The sequence below is a fragment of the Teichococcus aerofrigidensis genome, assembly GCF_054073225.1.
Map to the genome: position 1 here is coordinate 57,607 of NZ_JBSXMU010000008.1, position 18,029 is coordinate 75,635.

An 18,029-nucleotide genomic window follows, 5' to 3' on the forward strand; every position below is an offset into this window, starting at 1 on the left:
CTCAATAAGATTGGTCACACCAAGTTCAAGTCGCGGAAAGAGATTGTCTCTTGTGCGGGCCGCTTACAAAACTTCAGCTTGTATCGAAATTGAATCTTTTGGGCCGTGCACCGGCGGGCGGATACAACCCATGGCGACATTCTCCCTTCCCTCGCGAAGCACGCGACTCTCCATCCAGGTGGAAAGCGGCGATCTGACGGTCCTGGATCAGGACGCCAACACCAACGACACCCTCATCCGCGATGCCGCCCACCCGGAGACCTCACCGGTGCCGGGTGGCGGCACGCTGCGCCCGGGCTTCACCGGCACCGGCTATCTCGACTTCGGCGACACGCCGGGCGACCGGGTCAGCTTCAACCTGGATGTGGCGGAGGCCGGATCATACGATCTCAACATCCGCTATGCGTCGCAGATCTTCGGCTCGGGGCCGCGCAGCCTTGACATCGGGGTGAATGCCGGCGGCCCTGGTATCGTGGCCTTCCCCGACACCGGCCCGGCGGGTGGCGCGGCGGCGCAGCAGGGCTTCAACGTCTGGGGCTTCCTGACCCGCACCGTGACGCTGGCGGCGGGGACCAATACCGTCACCCTCGCCATTCCGGCGGGCGCCTCCACCGGGCCGAATGTCGATCGGATCGAGCTGACCCCCGCCGGCACCGGACCGATCCCGGCCGACAGCAGCGCCGACGCCGATGGCAACCTCTTCCTCGACGCGCCGGACGCGCCGCTCTCCGGGGCTGCCCTGGCCTCGGTCAACTTCACCATCAGCGGCGTCGATGCCGATATCGTCGCTCTGGCGATCAGCTTCGATGGCGGCGTCACCCGCACCGACATCACCGGCCGGCCGGATGCGGATGGCGACTTCGTCTTCGACGCCAGCCATCTGTCCCCCGGGGCCGTGACCGCCACGGTCTATGTCACCGATCAGGTCGGCAACGTCGCCTCGGCCACCGCCGGCCTGCAGATTGCCGCGGCGGTCGATCCGGCGACCGCCATCGTCATCCAGGCGGAGGACACGTCGCGCGTCACCGTGCAGGACACCGGCTCCCCGGCGAGCGCCGATTTCACCCGCGTGGTGGACGGGGCGCATCCCGATTCCGGCGGTAATGTCCGCGCCGGCGCCGCCGGCGGCGCCTATATGGATTTCGGTGGCAATGCGGGAGATGCCATCAGCGTCGCCGTCAGTGTGGCGCAGACCGGCGTCTACGATGTCACCTTCCGCTACGGCAATGGCGGCGCCGGCAACCGGCCGCTGCTGCTCGCCGTCGATGGCGGCAACGCGATCACGGTGAACTTTCCGCCCGCCGGCACGGCCGGCAGCGGCACCGGCGCGACCGGCTGGAATGCCTGGGGCGAGGTCACGCTTCCGGTCACGCTGGGGGCGGGCGACCATGTGCTGCGCCTCAGCATTCCGGCGGGCGCCAACTCGGGTCCGAACATCGACCAGGTGACGCTCCAGCTTCAGGACGAGCCCGGCGGGCCCGGCCTGCCGCAGGTCTTCGGCGAGGTCGTCCGCGTCAACTTCGAGCCGGCGGCGGGCGCGGGCGGCCTGCCGGCCGGCTATGCCACACCGGCCGGCTACGAGGCCGACACCGGCGCAGCCTTCGGCAGCCGGGGCGGCGGCTTCAGCTATGGCTGGGTGACGGAGGCGAGCGTCGCGGACGGCACCGCCAACGGCACCATCGCCGCCGCGCTGCCGACGGGCGCGCTGAGCTACCGCAACACCGTGCCCGGCGCCACCGCGCTGCAGAAGACCCTGGCGCAGATGGAACAGCCGGCGGCCGGCGCCGCGGGCGCGCGGGCCTGGGAGATCGCGCTGGAGAACGGCACCTATCAGCTCAGCCTGTCCATCGGCGACAGCGGCGGCCCCTTCGACAGCACCTACGCCGTCAATGTCGAGGGGCTCGCCTTCGGCCGCAGCTGGGTTCCCGCCAATCCCGGCGGCAATGGCGCGCAGGACGGCGGCGGCTTCCGCTCGACGCTGCAGACCGGTATCGTCCAGGTGACCGATGGCCGCCTCACCATCGATTCCATCGGTGGCACCAACACCGAGCTGCAGTATCTCGAGATCGAGCGCGTGCCGGACCTGACGCCGAGTGACGGGCGCAGCGCCGATCGCGACTACTCGTACTTCGTTGGTCCCGTCGCCGCCTACCTGAACGAGCAGGTGCCGATCTCCATCGGCGCCGGCGGCGCCCTGCCGATCGGCATCAATCCGCTCTCCAGCTTCGTCGTCGGCGTCAACCTGCAGGCGCCTGGCCACCGCGGACCGAACGTGACCCGCACGGACGGCGTCACCCTGGTCGAGACGCTGACCGGCCTGGAGGTGCCGCTGGATGTCCAGATCAGCGGCGGGGCGGATTCGCTAACGCTGCGCCCGCTCCAGGACCTCAAGCCCTTCACCGGCTACACGCTGATGGTGAGGGATGTCCTGGATCTCGGCAGCATCACCGATGGCGCGGCGCCGCTGCGGCAGATGCAGGATCTCACCACCAGCTTCGTCACCGGCGCCACGCCGGTCAACGTGGCGCGCGAGGTCGGCTTCAATACCCAGGTGCTGCTCAACGGCTTCATCGACGGCGCGGCGGGCTTCACCTCCATCACCTTCGGGCCGGACGGCAAGCTCTACGTCGCCACCATCACCGGCGAGATCCACCGCTGGTCGGTGCTGGGCGATGGCAGCCTCGACAAGGCCTCGCAGGAGACGCTGTCGCTCGGCCACTTCGACCAGGGCGCGGCGGGGCGGCGCGGCATCATCGGCATGGTCTTCGACCCGACGAACCCCGATGTCATCTGGGTGTCGGACAACTACCCGATCCCGCGCGAGAACAAGGCCTTCAGCACGCCGGAGTTCTCCGGCAGGATCAGCAAGATCGAGCTCGGTGCCGGCGGCTCCTTCAGCGGCGCGACGGCGGAGGCCTATATCACCGGCCTGCCGCGCTCCGGCGGCGACCATGTCACCAACAGCCTGGCCTTCCGTGCCAATCCCGATGCCGGGCAGGCGGGCGAGCCGGCCCACCTGCTCTATGTCACCCAGGGCTCCAATTCCTCCGGCGGCAGCGCCGACAATGCCTGGGGCAACCGGCCCGAGCGCCTGCTCAACGCCGCCGTGCTGGAGATCGACCCCAGCCGCGACGCCCCCGCCGGCGGCTTCGACGTCCGCACCGAGCCGGTGACGGACCCGACGACCAGCAACCCGCCTTCCAGCTTCAATGCCGACGGAACCTATCCCGGCTTCTACAACCCCTACGCGGCGGATGCGGTGCTGAGCATCTACGCCAGTGGCGTCCGCAACGCCTACGATCTCGTCTGGCACAGCAACGGCCATCTCTACGCGCCGACGAACGGCAGCGCGGTCGGGCCGCACACGCCGGAGGATCCGACCCAGCCCGGCGACCAGGTGATCGACTACGGGCCGAAGCAGAAGGACTATCTCTTCACGATCTCGGAAGGGAAGTACTACGGCCATCCGAACGTGCTGCGGGACCAGTACATCCTGAACGGCGGCAATCCCACCGCCGGGGAGGATCCGAACGAGGTCGTCGCCGAGAAGGACGGGACGCCCGGCACGGATGGCTATGACGTGGGCGTGCTGCCCGATCCGGCCTACGACCTCGCCGGCACCTACGACCTCGGCTACAACCAGTCGCCCAACGGCGCCATCGAGTACCGCAGCAATGTCTTCGGCGAGAGCCTCAAGGGCGCCATCCTCGTCGCCCAGTTCTCGATCGGCGACAATGTCCGCATGGTCCGCCTCGACGCCGGGGGCGCCGTCATCGGCGACGACGTGCTGCGCCGGCCCGACGGCTCGGTGATCGACGACTACATCGATCCGCTCGACATCGTCGAGGACCCCGCGACCGGGCAGCTCTACCTGATGACGCTGAACCGCGGCACCGGGGCCAGCCAGCTCGTCCTGCTCAGCCCGGTGCCGGGTGCCGTCGTCTCCGACGTCACCGCCGACGAGGGCGGCGACCTGACACTCAGCGTGGTCGATGGCGGCAATCCCGCGTCGGTGCTGTTCCAGATCGGCGGCGCCGATGCCGATCTCGTCGGCTTCACCGTCAGCCTCGGCGGCGGCGCCGCGCGGAGCGTCACGCCCGACGCGCAGGGACGGTTCAGCCTGGCGGTCGCTGCCGGCACGGCGGTCACCGCCCAGCTGGAGGTGACCGACGGTGCCGGCAACCGGGCGACGGCCAGCACGCTCTACACCCCGCCCCAGCAGCCCGCGCAGCTTGTCTCCCTGGTCACCATCCAGGCCGAGGACAACACGCCCGGCGACGGCACGGCGGTCGGCCTCTCCTCCGGTGCCGGCGCGCAGATCCAGATCCGCACGGCGGCCAATCCCGAGAGCGGCAGCGGGCTGGTCAATGGCCTGCGGCCGGGCGCCTTCGGCCTCGACGGGAACACCGTCAACACCGATGGCGTCCCGGGCGGCTATGCCGATTTCGGCGCCCTCGCCGGGGATTTCGTCACCTTCACCTTCGCCGTGCCGGCGGCGCAGGCAGGCAGTGGGCTGATCCGCGTCCGCTACGGCAATGGCGGAGCGACGGACCGGCCGCTGGACGTGCTGGTGAACGGCGTCAGCACCGGAGTGCGCGGCTTCGGCCCGCCCGCAGGCCAGAGCGGCGACGCCGCCTGGGCCACGTGGCAGATCCTGGAGGTGCCCGCCAACCTGGTCTCCGGGACCAACACCGTCAGCTTCCGCGCGACCGCCAACACGGGCCCGAACATCGACCAGATCGAGGTGCTGGCGCCCGCCGCGCCGCCGCAGCCGCAGGAGCCCTACGTCTTCCTGGAGGCGGAGGCGGCGGCGCTGGTCGGTGCCAGGGTCGTCACCGAGAACCGCAACCAGTCGGGCGCCTTCGTCGATTACGACGGCACCGCCGACCAGTCGATCACCTGGACGGTGGAGGCGCCGCAGGCCGGGATCTACGAGATCGGTGTCCGCTATGCCCTGGCCGCCGGCAAGGGCGACCGCCCGCTGGCCCTGGCGGTGAACGAGGCGCCGCTCGGCGCGCTCAGCTTCCCGGGCTTCAGCAATGCCGCCGAGAGCGAATGGCGGTTCCAGACCACGACCGTCGAGCTGCAGCAGGGCGACAACACGATCCGCCTGACCGCGCCGAACGCCGTCGGCCCGAATGTCGACCAGCTGCGGGTGGCGACGAGCCCGGCGCAGCCCGCCTTCCAGCCGGACTATGCCGCCATCTCGGGCGAGACGCGGATCGAGCTGGAGCAGACGGCGACGCATGCGACGCGCATCGTCAATGCCCGGACGGTCGACTTCTACTTCACCCCGTCCGCGAGCGGCGCCTATCTGCTCGACCTCGCCGCCAATGCCGGCGCGCCGAACGGGCAGGGCCTGACCCTCTACCTGAACGACACGCTGCTGGCCGATCTGGCCTTCCCCGGAAGCGGCACGGCAGGCGAGGTCAGCACGGGCCTCTCCCTGACGGCGGGCCAGTCCTACCATCTCCGCGTCGTCTCCGACGCGCCGGGCGCGAATGCGCTGGACTACCTCGACCTGCGCCCGGCGCCGGCCGGTACGGGCCGGATCGCCGTGCAGGCCCTCGACGCCACCTTCTTCGACGACCGGCTCCAGTTCAGCTATCTGGAGGATCCCAACGCCCAGCGGCCCGATCTGGTCGACCGTGCCTTCAAGTCCAGCGGCGTGGTGCGGGTCACCAATTCCGGCGAGGGGCCGCTGGCGATCAGCGGCGCGACGCTGGACGGCCCCTTCAGCCTGGCCAATCCAGCCGCGCTCAGCAACCTGTCCCTGGCGGCCGGCCAGTCTGTCGATGTCACGGTGCTGTTCAACCGGGCACTCTATACGCCGCCGACCAGCAATGTCGATCTCACCTCGACCATCTTCGAGGGCCATCTCCGGATCAACACCAACGATCCCGCGGCGCCGCAGGCGACGGTGCAGCTCGCCGGCTTCTGGCAGGCGCGTGACGAGGGCGGGCAGGAGCCGAATGTCAACGAGGTCTGGAAGGTGTTCGGCTTCGGCAATGTCATCGAGGGGCTGAGCACGCGCGGCGGCGGCGAGAACTCGGTGCTGAACGACTTCGATCTCTACCGTTCCGCCGATGCCACCGAGGTGCTCTCGCCCTACTGGCGCATCGCCGATGGCTATACCGCGGCGACGGCCACGCATATCGCGGCCTATCACGGCAACGGCGGCGCCAGCTTCGCCATCCACAATCCCGGCAACAAGTTCCAGCAGAGCACGCTCTGGACCCATGACGGGAACGACAACCAGACGCTGCTGCCGCTGCTCGGCAATGGCGGCTTCTCGAGCCGCAGCTTCACCGCCGCCGACATCCCGGATGCCTGGGCCGGCAACGACGTCTTCGGCATGTCGATCGACAGCCTCTCCACCGACCCCCGGCTCAACCCGGCGGGCGGCGGCACGCCACCCGCCGGCACCTCCGGCATCCCGCGCGGCTACACGCACCGGATCTTCCAGGCGGTCGATCAGGACGGGGATGTCATCCCGAACGTCTATCTCGGCGTCATGGACTACACGGGCATCAACTACGACTACAACGACAACATGACCGTCATCGAGGGCATCACGCCGGTGGGCTTCGGGCAGCAGCTCGTCGTCGCCGGGCTCGATGACGCCGCGGCGGATGAGCGCCTGGTCTTCTCCCGCATCGACAATCCGGCCAATGCCAGCCAGGCCTTCCGCGACGAGGCCGTGGTGACGCTGCGCAACGACGGCTCGGCGGCGCTCGGCATTTCCGGCGTGACCCTGGACGATCCCAACGGCTTCCAGCTCATCGGCACCGCGCCGGCGACGCTCGCGCCGGGCGCCAGCGTCAGCCTGACGCTGCGCTTCACCGGCACCCATGCCGGGACGGCGGCGGGCGCCCAGCTCTACGAATCCAGCCTGACGATCCATTCGACCGACTTCACCCAGGGCCAGAAGGTCATCGCCCTCAGCGGGCTGGCACAGGAGTTCTCCGAGAACAATTCCGAGCCGAATGTCGCGCAGATCGTCGAGGCCTTCGGCTACGACACCAACGTGGCGCAGGCGGCGCTGGCGGGCGGCGGCCGGGTCGAGACGATCGGCGACGAGGTGCTGATGCCCTACCTGGAGCGGCTCGATGGCGGCAGGCCGGTGGAGGTCGTCCAGCTCGCTGCCATGCTGAACCAGGGTGCCGTGGCGCGGCTCGGCACCCACACCCTCTCCTCCGGCCAGACCACGAACCTGCTGGCCAATGACGACCAGCAGGGCCAGACGCTGCTGCCGGATTCGCTGGTCGCGGGGGCGGGGGCCGGCGCCTCGGTGGCCCGCGCCAGCTTCAGCCCGGCCGCGCCCTTCGGCCTGCATGTGACGGTGGACGGGCGCCCGACCTATGCCTCCTGGTCGGACCCGCAGGCCAACCGGCTCGACCCGGCCCTGAGCCCGCTGGTGGGCGCGGATCAGGGCCATCTGATCCGCTTCTTCCAGGCGCGGGACGGGGACGGGCAGGTCATCGCCGGCAGCTATATCGGCGTGCAGGATTATCCTGGCGGCGCCAACTACGACTACAACGACCTGGTCTTCCTCATCACCAATGTCCGCCCCCATGCCCTGACGGCGCTCGAGGATGCGGACCGCAATGGGGTGCTGGATGTCCTGCAGCGGGATACGGACCAGGACGGGCTCCGGGATTTCTTCGACATCCCCGGCGTGGTGGCCTGACCGCGGGCTGGTCCCCTAGTCGGGCCACCCCGCCGCGGCGTGGGGCAGGCGGCCCTCCCGCAGAAGGCGGGTCCGCTCCATGCCGAAGAGGATCGCATCGGCGTAGTCCGCGCCGATGCGGCGATACTCCTCATCCGTCGGCACCGAGGAAGCCATATCCCGGCCGCCCGCGCCGGCGCAGGCACCGAGCCCGACCAGCGCCAGGAGGGCAAGGGCACGCAAGCCGGGCCGTCGCAGGATCATCCGGTTCCTCCGGTTCTGAAACCTCATCCTCGCCCAGTGTGCCGCACGGTGCCGCAAAGGGCCAGCCTTTGCGGAGAGCGTCGCGGCCCTCCCGTCAGCCGGGACCGGACATGGCCGCCCGCAATGCCAGGCTGCGGCGCGAGGGCTGGCGGACGCGTCGCCCCCGCCCCGTCCGGCCGGGGGGAGACGCCGCGCCCGACAGATGGGCCGCGAGCCTGGCCGCCAGGGCCTCGGCGGTGGCCCGGCCCTCGGCGGTGAGCTCCGCCTCGCCGGGCCGGTAGCGGAGCCGGGCCTCGGCCAGGATCGGCTGACCGGGACCGAAGCCGGTCTCGCGGCCCAGCCGCATCAGGACCGCCAGGACCTCCGAGCCACTATAGGGCACGCTGGTGGTCACATCGGCGGTCTGCCGGCCGAGCCGGGCCCAGAGCGCCCAGTCGCGGATCACCGTCCGCTCCAGACCCTCGTCCGGCAGAGGGTCCAGCGCCTGCTGGAGAAGGTCGAGAAAGGTGGCGCGGCGGGCATACCAGAGCGCGCGCGAGGCGAGATCAGGGAAATACTCCGACATGGGTCATCCGGGGCGGCGAGGGGGGAACACCCTGTCAGGCGGGGTCAGGCGCCGCCTCACCGGCTCCGGCGCAAAGAACATATAGTGAACTTGAATGGCGGAACAAGAGGAGGAGCAAGGCTGCTTATGATCGATTCGCAGGCAAATAGCCCGCCTTCTGTTCGGATATGAACGGGACCCCTCCGTGTTGCACAAAAATGGGTCTGCGGAGGGGCAAGGCTCCCGGATAGGATGGCCTCCACACCCAATCCGACAGGAGGTTCTCGCCGATGTGCGATCGCTGGGGCTGCACCACCTCCCTCCACAGGCCGCGCCTGGCTCGGCGCGCCTTCCTGAAAGCCGCCGCGGCCACGAGCCTGACCATGGCCCTCGGCCCGGGGCAGCAGGCCCTCGCGCAGGGCAAGAGCATGATCTCGAGCCGTGGCACAGGGTTCTGCAACCTGAACCTGTTCCTGGCGCATGCCATGCAGTTCTCGAAGCAGGATGGCGTGCAGCTTGACTTCGTGAACGCGCCGACCTTCGCCGAGCAGGTCACTTTCCTGGGCATGGGTCAGTCGAACATCGGTGTCCTCCCCTATACCAGCGCGCTGTCGCTTATCGACGGCGGCGCGCCGGTCAGGATCGTCGGCGGCGGCGGCGTCGAGGGATGCGTGCTGGTGGCGCAGCCGGGCCTCGACAGCGCCGAGAAGCTGAAGGGCAAGACACTCGGCACCTTCCAGCTCGATACGCTGGAGGTGCTGCCCTATGACTGGCTGAAGTCGAAGGGCGTCGCGCTCAAGGACGTCACGGTGCGCTACATGGGCTCGACGCCCGAGGCGGCCGAGGCCTTCCGTGCCGGCGCGCTCGACTGGATCGCCACCATCGAGCCCTATGGAACGGCGCTGCTGAACGACGTGAAGGGCGCGGTGAAGCTGTCCGACGGCACCGATCTCTATGGCCGCGGCTATACCGATTGCGTGCTCGCCGCCCGCACCGAGGTCATTCAGAACAACCCGCAGGGCGTCAAGGCCGTCATCAAGGCGATGATGCAGGCGCAGGCGATGTTCGAGAAGGACCCGGAGGCGGTGCTGCCGAAGCTGGTTGGCACCTACTACAAGACCTCGATGGAGAATGCCCGCATGGCCTCGACCAAGCAGCCCAGCGTGGTCGATGCGCGAAGCCAGGCGGCGTTCATCCTCGGCCGCGTGCAGAGCCTGATCGAGATGGGCTACGCCAAGAAGAAGCCCGACCCGGCCATCCTGGACTGGACGCTGCTGGAGCAGGTGATCGCCGAGAACAAGCCGCTCTATGAGAGTCTGAAGTGGAAGTCGGCGGCATGACCGCGCAGCTGGCCCGGGCCGCGGCGGTGCCTGTGCCGACCCTCTCCCTCGAGCGCCGCGCGGCGCTGCGCGCCTGGGGCGTGCGGCTCGGCTGGTCGCTCCTCTCGGTCGGGAGCTTCGCCCTGCTCTGGGAGTTCCTCTGGCTGATCGGCTGGGCAGACCCCAAGCTGCTGCCGCCGCCGCACGTCTTCATGGGCAACTTTGTCGAGCAGGCGCGCAACTTCAACACGGCGCAGCGCTGGCAGATCGGCACCGGCGGCGGCGGCCCGACCCCCTGGGAGGCGGTCGGCATCACCATCCTCTCCTCCACCGCGCGCGTCTTCGCCGGCCTGCTGCTGGCGGGCGCGGCCAGCATCCTGGTCGGTGTCGGCATCCGCTACTCCCGCTGGGCGGAGCGGCTGGTGCTGCCGACGGTGACACTGCTGGCACCGGTCTCGCCCATCGCCTGGCTGCCGGTCGCCATCTTCCTCTTCGGCATCGGCAACGGGCCGGCGGTGTTCATGGTGTTCATCGCGCTGTTCTTCACCATGACCATCTCGACCATCGCGCAGATCGACGCCGTGGACCGCAACTTCATCAACGTCGCGCGCACCATGGGGGCGACGAAGCGGCAGATCTATACCCGCGTCGTGGTTCCGGCGATCCTGCCTGGCCTCCTCGTCGTGCTGCGGCTCAACCTGTTCGGCGCCTGGATGGTGGTGCTGGTGGCGGAGGCGACCGGCGTCGGCTACGGGCTGGGGCAGGTGATCATGCTGGCGCGCAATACCTTCAACCCCTCGCTTGTCTTCTTCACCATCGCGTTGATCGGCCTGCTCGGCTTCGGCTTCGACTGGCTTCTGCGCAAGCTCCAGGCCCGCATCCTCTACTGGGTGCCCGAGACGAAGGTGATCGCCGGTGTCTGAGGAGAATTCCGTCCTGTGCCGCAACCTGGGCAAGACCTGGAACGCCGGCACGATCCGCGCGCATGAGGCATTGCGCAACATCGACCTCGCGGTGAAGCCGGGAGAGTTCGTCGTCCTGCTCGGCCCCTCGGGTTGCGGCAAGTCCTCGCTGCTCTATCTGGTCGCCGGGCTGGAGGAGCACACCTCCGGCACCCTGGACGCCTTCGGTGCGCCGGTCACCGGACCCTCGCCGGACCGCAGCCTGATCTTCCAGCAGACCTCGCTGTTTCCCTGGCTGACGGTCTGGCAGAACGTGACCTTCGGCCTCTCGCTGCGCGGCGAGGGGGCGGAGGCGCGGCGGGCGGCGGCGCGCGAGGCGCTGGCGCGCGTCGGCCTCTCGGACGCGATGGAGAAGCGGCCGGACGAGTTGTCGGGCGGCATGCGGCAGCGCGTCGCCGTCGCCCGTGCGCTGACCATGCGGCCGCGCGTGCTGCTGATGGACGAGCCCTTCGCCGCGCTCGATGTGCAGACACGCGCCAAGATGCAGGACTTCCTGCTCGACGTCTGGCGCAGCTCCGGCGCCTCCGTGCTGTTCGTCACGCACGGCATCGATGAGGCCGTGGCCCTGGCCGACCGGGTCGTCGTCTTCACCGCCCGGCCGGGCCGCATCAAGGCCGTCGTTCCGATCAACCTGCCCCGCCCGCGCGACCCCTTCTCGCGCGAGGCCGAGGCGCTGCGCCAGGAGCTGACCGGCCTGCTGCGCGACGAGGTGGACCGCGCCTTTGCCGAGCAGGAAGCCCTGGCGCCGGCCTGATCACGCCGCCCGAACCGACATTGTCCCCGAACCGACATCGCCTGAGACAAGGAAGAATCGCCATGACCGCGACGATGGTGCGCGCCCGCCACCTGATCACCCGGACGCTCGACCGCCACACGCACGAGCAGTTCGACGACGCGGCGCTGATCCAGGAGGACGGCATCGTCACCGCGATCGGCGCCTGGGATGACCTCCGCGCCCGCTATCCGGACATGACCGTGCTGGGCAGCGGGCAGGAGGTGGTGCTGCCGGGCTTCGTCAACGGCCATCACCACGTCGGCCTCACCCCGGTGCAGCTCGGCAGCCCCGACATGCCGCTCGAGTTGTGGTTCATCACCCGGCTGCTCTGCCGCAACGTCAATCTGCGGCTGGACACCCTCTACTCCGCCTTCGAGATGCTGGCCTCCGGCGTCACCACGGTGCAGCACATCCATGGCTGGATCCCCGGCACGCTGAACGACGTGGAGGCCGCCTCCAATGCGGTGATCGGCGCCTACGAGGAGATCGGCATGCGGGTCTCCTACTGCTTCGCGCTGCGTGATCAGAACCGCCTCGTCTATCAGGCGGACCAGGACTTCGTCGCCAGCCTGCCGGAGGCGCTGCAGGGTCCGATGGCGCGGCATTTCGCGCGCTTCCGCATGAGCCTCGACGACAACTTCGACCTGTTCCGCCACCTGCGGGCGCGGCACGAGGGGAAGGAGCGCGTCCGGGTGCAGCTGGCGCCCGCCAATCTTCATTGGTGCTCCGACACGGCGCTGACGAAGCTCGCCGAGGTCAGCGCCGGCGAGGACGTGCCGATGCACATGCACCTCCTGGAGACCGCCTTCCAGAAGGAGTACGCGGCACGGCGCGGCGGCTGCACGGCGGTGGAGTATATCGACCGCTTCGGCCTGGTGACGAAGAACCTGACGCTCGGCCACGGCGTCTGGCTGAGCGAGAAGGATATCGACCGGCTGGCCGAGGTCGGCGCCTGCGTCTGCCACAACTGCTCCTCCAACTTCCGCCTGCGCAGCGGCATCGCGCCGCTGAACCGGTTGGAGGCGCGCGGCGTCACCACCGCCATCGGCACCGACGAGGCGGGCATCAACGACGACCGCGACATGCTGCAGGAGATGCGCATGGTGCTGCGCGCGCATCGCACACCGGGCGTCGGCGACGAGGTGCCGACCATGCAGCAGGTTCTGCGCATGGCGACGGCCGGCGGCGCCCGCACCACCGCCTTCGAGGGCCGCATCGGCACGCTGGAGGTCGGCAAGGCGGCCGATCTGGTGATGCTGGACTGGCAGCAGGTCGCCTGGCCCTTCCTGGACGAGGCGACGCCCGTGCTGGATGCCGTGCTGCAGCGGGCCAAGATGGGCGGGGTGCGCGCCACCATGGTGGCGGGCGAGGTGCTCTACCAGGACGGCCGGTTCACCCGTGTTGACCAGGACGCGGCGCTGAAGGCCCTGCACGAGGATCTGTCGAAGGCGCTGACGACGGATGAGGTGGAGCGGCGCGGCCTGTCGAAGGCCCTGCTGCCGCATGTGAGGCAGTTCTACGAGGGCTACTTCGACCCCGGGACGCACCAGCCCTTCTACCGCCAGAACTCGATGGCCTGATCATCCGGCCGCGGCGCGCCGTCGAAGCGCGCCCGCTCGGACCGCGCCATGCGGTCGATGAAGCCGACCAGCGCCCGGACCCGCGCGATGCCCCGCTGCTCGCGCTTCGTCACCAGATAGAGCTTCTCGCAAGGCCCCTCGTGCCGCACCGGGATGCGCCGCAGGCCGGGCTCATGGTCGCCCAGGAAGCAGGGCAGGGCGGTGATGCCGAGGCCCGCCCGCGCGGCGGCCAGCAGCAGGGGCATGGTGGCCGCGCTCATCACCGGCGGGCGGCCCGGAAACAGGGCAGTCATCCACTGGGCTTCCGGCATGGTGACTTCCTGGCCGGTGGTCTGCAGGTGCGGCAGCTCGGCCAGCATGCCCCGCTCCGCCGCCTTGCAGGCCTGTTCGGCCAGCTCCGGCGCGGCGTAGAGCGCGAAGCGGCACTCGGCGAGGCGGCGGATGTCCAGCCGGTCCGAGACGGGGCGGCTGATGCGCAGGCCGAGATCGATCTCCCCATGCACCAGCGATTCCAGCGAGAGGTCGCCGAACAGCGTGATGCGGATGCCTGGATGCGCGCGCTGAAAGGCCGGCAGGTGCGGGACCAGGAAATCCGTCAGCAGGGCGAGCGGGGCGGTGACGCGCACCTCGCCTTCCAGCCGCGCATCGGCGCCGGTGGCCGATCGGGCGAGGCCGGCGATCTCCTCCTCGATGCGGCCGGCATGGGCCAGCACCTCCTCCGCCGCCTCGCTGCGCAACAGCATCTGGCCGCGTCGGTGGAAGAGGCGGGTCTGCAGGGCCTCCTCGGCGGCGGCCAGACGACGCGCCACGGTGCTGTGGCTGACGCCGAGCAGCCGGGCCGCGCCCAGCAGGGTGCCCGTCCGGTCAAGCGCCAGGAGGAAGCGCAAATCGTCCCAGTTGAAGCCTGCCACGGCATTCCCCGATCCGGCGGTCGCGCCGGCGGCGCGCGCATGCGTGCATCAAGGCATGGCCGGGACAGGAAAGAAAAGGGGGGGCCGCGGCCCCCCTCCCGCGCGTCAGCCGGCCAGGCTGCGGCCCGCGGAGCCGAGATCGGCGAAAGCCTCGTCCAGCCGCTTGACGATGCCCTTCTCGCCGGCGCGCAGCCACTTGCGCGGATCGTAGAGCTTCTTGGTCGGCTTGCCGTTCGAGGGGTCGATCTGATGCTTGAAGGCGACGGCATTGGCCTCGACATAGGCCCCCACCGGCTCGGCGAAGGCGAACTGCGTGTCGGTGTCGATGTTCATCTTGAACACGCCGTAGGAGACCGCCTCGGTGATCTTGTCCTTCTCCGAGCCGGAGCCGCCGTGGAAGACCAGCGCCATCGGCTTGTCGCCGCCGCCGAACTTCTCCGACACCGCCGCCTGCGAGGCCTTCAGGATCTCCGGCCGCAGCTTGACGTTGCCCGGCGCATAGACGCCATGGACATTGCCGAAGGAGGCGGCGACGGTGACATGGCCGATGGGCGACAGGATCTCCCAGGCCTTCAGCACATCCTCGGGCTGGGTGTAGAGATGCGCGTTCTCGGCGCTCTCCTCGACATCGTGCCCGATGCCGTCCTCCTCGCCGCCGGTGACGCCGAGCTCGATCTCCAGGCTCATGCCGAGCGGCGCCATGCGCTTCAGCACCTTGGCGCATTCCTCGATATTGACGTCGAGCGGTTCGGCCGAGAGATCGATCATGTGCGAGGAGAAGAGCGGCCGGCCGGTCCGCTTCATGTGCTCCTCGCCATGGTCGATCATGGCGTTGACCCAGGGCAGCAGCGAGCGGTCGGCATGGTCGGTGTGCAGCACGACGCAGATGCCATAGGCCTTGGCCACGGCATGGACGTGCTGGGCGGCGGAGACGGCGCCGAGCACGCGCGCCGCGGCCGCGTCCGGGCAGCCCTCGCCGGCGAAGAAACGGGCGCCGCCATTGGAGAGCTGGATGATGACGTCGGACTTGTTCTTCGCCGCCGCTTCCAGCACCGCGTTGATGCTGTTGGTGCCGACCACGTTCACGGCGGGAAGGGCGTAGCCACCCTCGCGGCAGGCGGCCAGCAGCGTCAGGTAGTCCTGACCGGTGACGACGCCTGGCTGCAGCTTCGGCGTCGTCGAGGGGGCGGTGCCGGACTGCAAGGTCTCGCTCATGAAGGGTCTCCGCTTGGAAGGGGGGGTCCGCCTGGGCGGATCGCCGCCCATCAATACAGCATGGGGCGGCGGCTGAAACCCCCTTGAATTTGCTGACTCACCGGGGCCGGGCGGGGTTCCGGGCTTTTGGATTTGCCCGCAAGCCGCGGAGTGCGCGATCCTGGCCCGGGGCCTAGATCCGTCAGTGTCAGGAGGAGGCCGCACCATGATCGCGCAGACCATCAGCCCCGTATTCCCGGCCGGAGAGCGGGCCGAGGAGGAGCGCTGGGAGGCCGTGCTGCGCCGCGACCCGGCGGCCGATGGCGGCTTCGTCTTCGCCGTTCGCAGCACCGGCGTCTATTGCCGCCCGAGCTGCCCGGCGCGCCGGCCACGGCGGGAGAATGTCGCCTTCCATCCGGACGGCGCCGCCGCCCGCGCCGCCGGCTTCCGCCCCTGCCTGCGCTGCCGCCCGGACGAGGCCGGGCTGCGGGAGCGCCAGGCCCGGCTCGTCGCGGAGAGCTGCCGGCGGATCGACGCGGCCGAGGCGGCGCCGCCCCTGGCGGAGCTGGCCGCCGCCGCCGGCCTGAGCCCCTATCATTTTCATCGCCTGTTCCGGTCCGTCACCGGCTTGACGCCGCGCGGCTATGCCGCCGGGCGCCGGGCCGAGCGGCTGCGGCGCGAGCTGGCCGGGGGCGAGAGCGTCACCGGAGCGCTCTATGGCGCCGGTTTCGGCTCCAGCGGGCACTTCTACGCCGCGGCGGACGGCGCCCTGGGCATGACGCCCGCCGCCTTCCGCGACGGCGGGGCGGGGGCGGAGATCCGCTTCGCCACGACCCGCTGTTCGCTCGGCGCCCTGCTGGTCGCGGCCAGCGACCGGGGCGTCTGCGCCATCCTGCTGGGCGATGCGCCCGAGGCGCTGCGCGAGGATCTCGGCCGCCGCTTCCCGCGCGCCGCCCTGCGCGAGGGCGAGGCCGGCTTCGGCGCGCTGGTCGCGCAGGTGGTGGCGCTGATCGAGGCGCCGGGCCTGGGGCACGACCTGCCGCTCGACCTGCGCGGCACCACCTTCCAGCAGCGGGTCTGGCAGGCCCTGCGGCAGATCCCGGCCGGCCGCACCGAGAGCTATGCCGAGGTGGCGGCGCGCATCGGTGCGCCCGGCGCCGCCCGCGCCGTGGCCCGCGCCTGCGCCGGCAACGCCCTGGCGGTGGCCATTCCCTGCCACCGGGTGGTGCGCGGTGATGGCGGCCTGTCCGGCTACCGCTGGGGGGCGCCGCGCAAGCGGGCGCTGCTGGAGCGGGAAGGCGCGCGGGAGGCCCTCACCCCGGCGGCGGAATGACGCCGACACTCTCCGCCGCCCGGCAGATCTCGCCCCAGCTCGCCGGATCGATCGGCACGCCCTCCGCCAGGCGCCGCGCGCGGCTGCGGCGTTCCGGCTCACCGGCCAGCATCACCGGATGCGACGGATCGGCGGCGGGTGAGGCGCGTATGTAGTCCAGCAGCGCCACCACGTCCTGGTCGAACAGGGCGGGGTCGATCAGGTGCCCGGGCTCGATCAGAATGGCGGTCATGCCATTGATGATGGCCGGGTCGGCGGCATCGGTCCCTGGCGCGGTGGGGCCCCCGGACAGGACGCCGCCCAGCAGTTCGCAGATCAGCGCCAAGCCGGAGCCCTTGTGCTCGCCGAAGGGCAGCATGGCGCCGCCCCCCTTGCCATAGATGACGCCCGGATCGCGCGTCGGCTGGCCGTGGGCGTCGATCAACGCGCCCTCCGGCACCGGCTTGCCGGCGTTGTAGGCGATGCGCACCTTCCCCAGGGCGATGCGGCTGGTGGCGAAATCCAGCACCACCGGCGTCTCCCCCTGGGGTACGGCGATACAGATCGGGTTGGTCGAGGTGCGGGCATCGGCGCCGCCGAAGGGCGCCACGCGCGGCACGCCGGACAGGCCATTGACGAAGAACAGCCCGATCATGCCGGCCGCCGCCGCCTGCTCGCCATACTGCCCGACGCGAGCGATGTGATGCACATTGCGCAGCGTGGCCAGGGCGAGGCCGTGCTGGCGGGCGGCGCCGATGGCCCAATCCGTGACCTCGCGCGCCACCACCTGGCCATAGCCCATGCCGCCGTCGAAGGCGGCGAGCGCGCCGTGGCCACCCATCCGCTCGGCATGGCGGTCGGGAAGGAGTCGGCCGGCGGCGCGGCTGCGCAGATAGGCCGGCAACATGCCCGGCCCGTGGCTGTCATGGCCGCGCAGCGCCGCCTCCACCAGATGATCGGCGACGATCGCCGCTTCCTCGACCCCGCTGCCGGCGGCGGCCAGGGCCTCGGCGAGGAAATCCCGAAGCGGGTCCGCGGCGATCAGCATGGGCGGGATGTCCTCTTTTTGGTCCGGCCCGCGGATACCCGGCCGGAGGGGGCGAAAGGCCCAGCCTGCCCGGATTGCTCGCGTTCTGGAAGCCTGCCTCGTCCGCCGCTCCTCAGGGACCGGACGCGGCGGCCACGGGCAGCCATTCCAGCACCTGGCCCGGCATACCCGCCGCGGGAGCCACCGCCAGCACCATGGCCATGCGCGCCGTGGTGGCGCCGAACCGCCCCTCCGCCTCGATCCGCCAGATGCGCCGCCGCCCCCCCTGCGTCCCGCCCGGCTGCGGCGTGCGGTAGCGGCCGGGCATCAGGACCGGCAGGGCGAGGGCGGCGGCATCACGCCGCAGGACGGCCAGGGCGGCGGGCGGGGCGGCTTCCTCGGCCGGGCGGCTCAGCCCGCTGTGCACGGTCGCCGCGCCGCGCAGCCGTTCCACGAGCGCCAACGGCAGGCC

Annotated in this window: 12 protein-coding genes; 6 read left to right on the forward strand and 6 right to left on the reverse strand. The window is 70.5% G+C overall.

The annotated features are described in order from the left end of the window. Positions 1-130: 130 nt before the first annotated feature. Positions 131-7,690, forward strand: a complete 7,560-nt coding sequence (locus tag ACVMLK_RS03850; RefSeq protein WP_457485681.1) for a carbohydrate-binding protein — start codon at positions 131-133, stop codon at positions 7,688-7,690. 15 nt (positions 7,691-7,705) lie between these two features. Here ACVMLK_RS03850 and ACVMLK_RS03855 read toward each other — a convergent pair whose 3' ends face one another. Together ACVMLK_RS03855 and ACVMLK_RS03860 are read right to left on the reverse strand one after the other, a co-directional pair. Then, a complete protein-coding gene (locus ACVMLK_RS03855) occupies positions 7,706-7,933 on the reverse strand; it encodes a hypothetical protein (RefSeq protein WP_198366609.1) in 228 nt (75 codons plus the stop codon). Between the two features lie 94 nt (positions 7,934-8,027). Then, positions 8,028-8,498, reverse strand: a complete 471-nt coding sequence (locus tag ACVMLK_RS03860; protein WP_198366610.1) for a hypothetical protein — start codon at positions 8,496-8,498, stop codon at positions 8,028-8,030. A gap of 269 nt (positions 8,499-8,767) precedes the next feature. On the opposite strand from ACVMLK_RS03860, the gene ACVMLK_RS03865 reads away from it, so the two are divergent. From ACVMLK_RS03865 to ACVMLK_RS03880, 4 genes are all read left to right on the forward strand, one after another. Then, entirely contained in the window at positions 8,768-9,817 is a 1,050-nt protein-coding gene (locus tag ACVMLK_RS03865) for an ABC transporter substrate-binding protein (protein WP_457485682.1), read from the forward strand. Then, complete coding sequence (locus ACVMLK_RS03870; protein WP_198366612.1) at positions 9,814-10,719, forward strand: ABC transporter permease; 906 nt, start codon at positions 9,814-9,816, stop codon at positions 10,717-10,719. The genes ACVMLK_RS03865 and ACVMLK_RS03870 overlap by 4 nt, the downstream gene beginning before the upstream one ends. After that, on the forward strand, positions 10,712-11,512 hold the full coding sequence (locus ACVMLK_RS03875) for an ABC transporter ATP-binding protein (RefSeq protein WP_370591992.1): 801 nt from the start codon (positions 10,712-10,714) through the stop codon (positions 11,510-11,512). Before ACVMLK_RS03870 ends, ACVMLK_RS03875 begins: the two co-directional genes overlap by 8 nt. Positions 11,513-11,574: 62 nt before the next feature. Then, positions 11,575-13,113, forward strand: a complete 1,539-nt coding sequence (locus ACVMLK_RS03880) for an amidohydrolase family protein (protein ID WP_422925176.1) — start codon at positions 11,575-11,577, stop codon at positions 13,111-13,113. Here the strand turns inward: ACVMLK_RS03880 and ACVMLK_RS03885 are convergent. Together ACVMLK_RS03885 and fbaA are read right to left on the reverse strand one after the other, a co-directional pair. Next, complete coding sequence (locus tag ACVMLK_RS03885) at positions 13,089-14,024, reverse strand: LysR family transcriptional regulator (protein ID WP_422925178.1); 936 nt, start codon at positions 14,022-14,024, stop codon at positions 13,089-13,091. The two genes, ACVMLK_RS03880 and ACVMLK_RS03885, sit on opposite strands and share 25 nt — an antisense overlap. Positions 14,025-14,129: 105 nt before the next feature. Next, positions 14,130-15,239, reverse strand: a complete 1,110-nt coding sequence (fbaA, locus tag ACVMLK_RS03890; RefSeq protein ID WP_422925180.1) for a class II fructose-bisphosphate aldolase — start codon at positions 15,237-15,239, stop codon at positions 14,130-14,132. Positions 15,240-15,444: 205 nt separating this feature from the next. Here fbaA and ada point away from each other — a divergent pair, with 205 nt between their 5' ends. Beyond that, entirely contained in the window at positions 15,445-16,551 is a 1,107-nt protein-coding gene (gene ada / locus ACVMLK_RS03895) for a bifunctional DNA-binding transcriptional regulator/O6-methylguanine-DNA methyltransferase Ada (RefSeq protein WP_198366616.1), read from the forward strand. On the opposite strand, the gene ACVMLK_RS03900 is transcribed toward ada, so the two are convergent. Together ACVMLK_RS03900 and ACVMLK_RS03905 are read right to left on the reverse strand one after the other, a co-directional pair. Continuing rightward, positions 16,532-17,578 carry a malate/lactate/ureidoglycolate dehydrogenase gene (locus ACVMLK_RS03900; protein ID WP_457485683.1) on the reverse strand — a complete coding sequence of 349 codons (1,047 nt, stop codon included), beginning with the start codon at positions 17,576-17,578 and terminating at the stop codon, positions 16,532-16,534. The two genes, ada and ACVMLK_RS03900, sit on opposite strands and share 20 nt — an antisense overlap. Positions 17,579-17,690: 112 nt before the next feature. Continuing rightward, positions 17,691-18,029: hypothetical protein (locus ACVMLK_RS03905; RefSeq protein WP_457485684.1), on the reverse strand; the 339-nt coding region annotated here is incomplete at its 5' end.

Coding starts and splice junctions, on each gene's coding strand:
- fbaA (WP_422925180.1), bottom strand. CDS start 15,239: ATGAGCGAGACCTTGCAGTCCGGCACCGCCCCCTCGACGACGCCGAAG.
- ACVMLK_RS03900 (WP_457485683.1), bottom strand. CDS start 17,578: ATGCTGATCGCCGCGGACCCGCTTCGGGATTTCCTCGCCGAGGCCCTG.
- ada (WP_198366616.1), top strand. CDS start 15,445: ATGATCGCGCAGACCATCAGCCCCGTATTCCCGGCCGGAGAGCGGGCC.
- ACVMLK_RS03860 (WP_198366610.1), bottom strand. CDS start 8,498: ATGTCGGAGTATTTCCCTGATCTCGCCTCGCGCGCGCTCTGGTATGCC.
- ACVMLK_RS03865 (WP_457485682.1), top strand. CDS start 8,768: ATGTGCGATCGCTGGGGCTGCACCACCTCCCTCCACAGGCCGCGCCTG.
- ACVMLK_RS03870 (WP_198366612.1), top strand. CDS start 9,814: ATGACCGCGCAGCTGGCCCGGGCCGCGGCGGTGCCTGTGCCGACCCTC.
- ACVMLK_RS03855 (WP_198366609.1), bottom strand. CDS start 7,933: ATGATCCTGCGACGGCCCGGCTTGCGTGCCCTTGCCCTCCTGGCGCTG.
- ACVMLK_RS03880 (WP_422925176.1), top strand. CDS start 11,575: ATGACCGCGACGATGGTGCGCGCCCGCCACCTGATCACCCGGACGCTC.
- ACVMLK_RS03850 (WP_457485681.1), top strand. CDS start 131: ATGGCGACATTCTCCCTTCCCTCGCGAAGCACGCGACTCTCCATCCAG.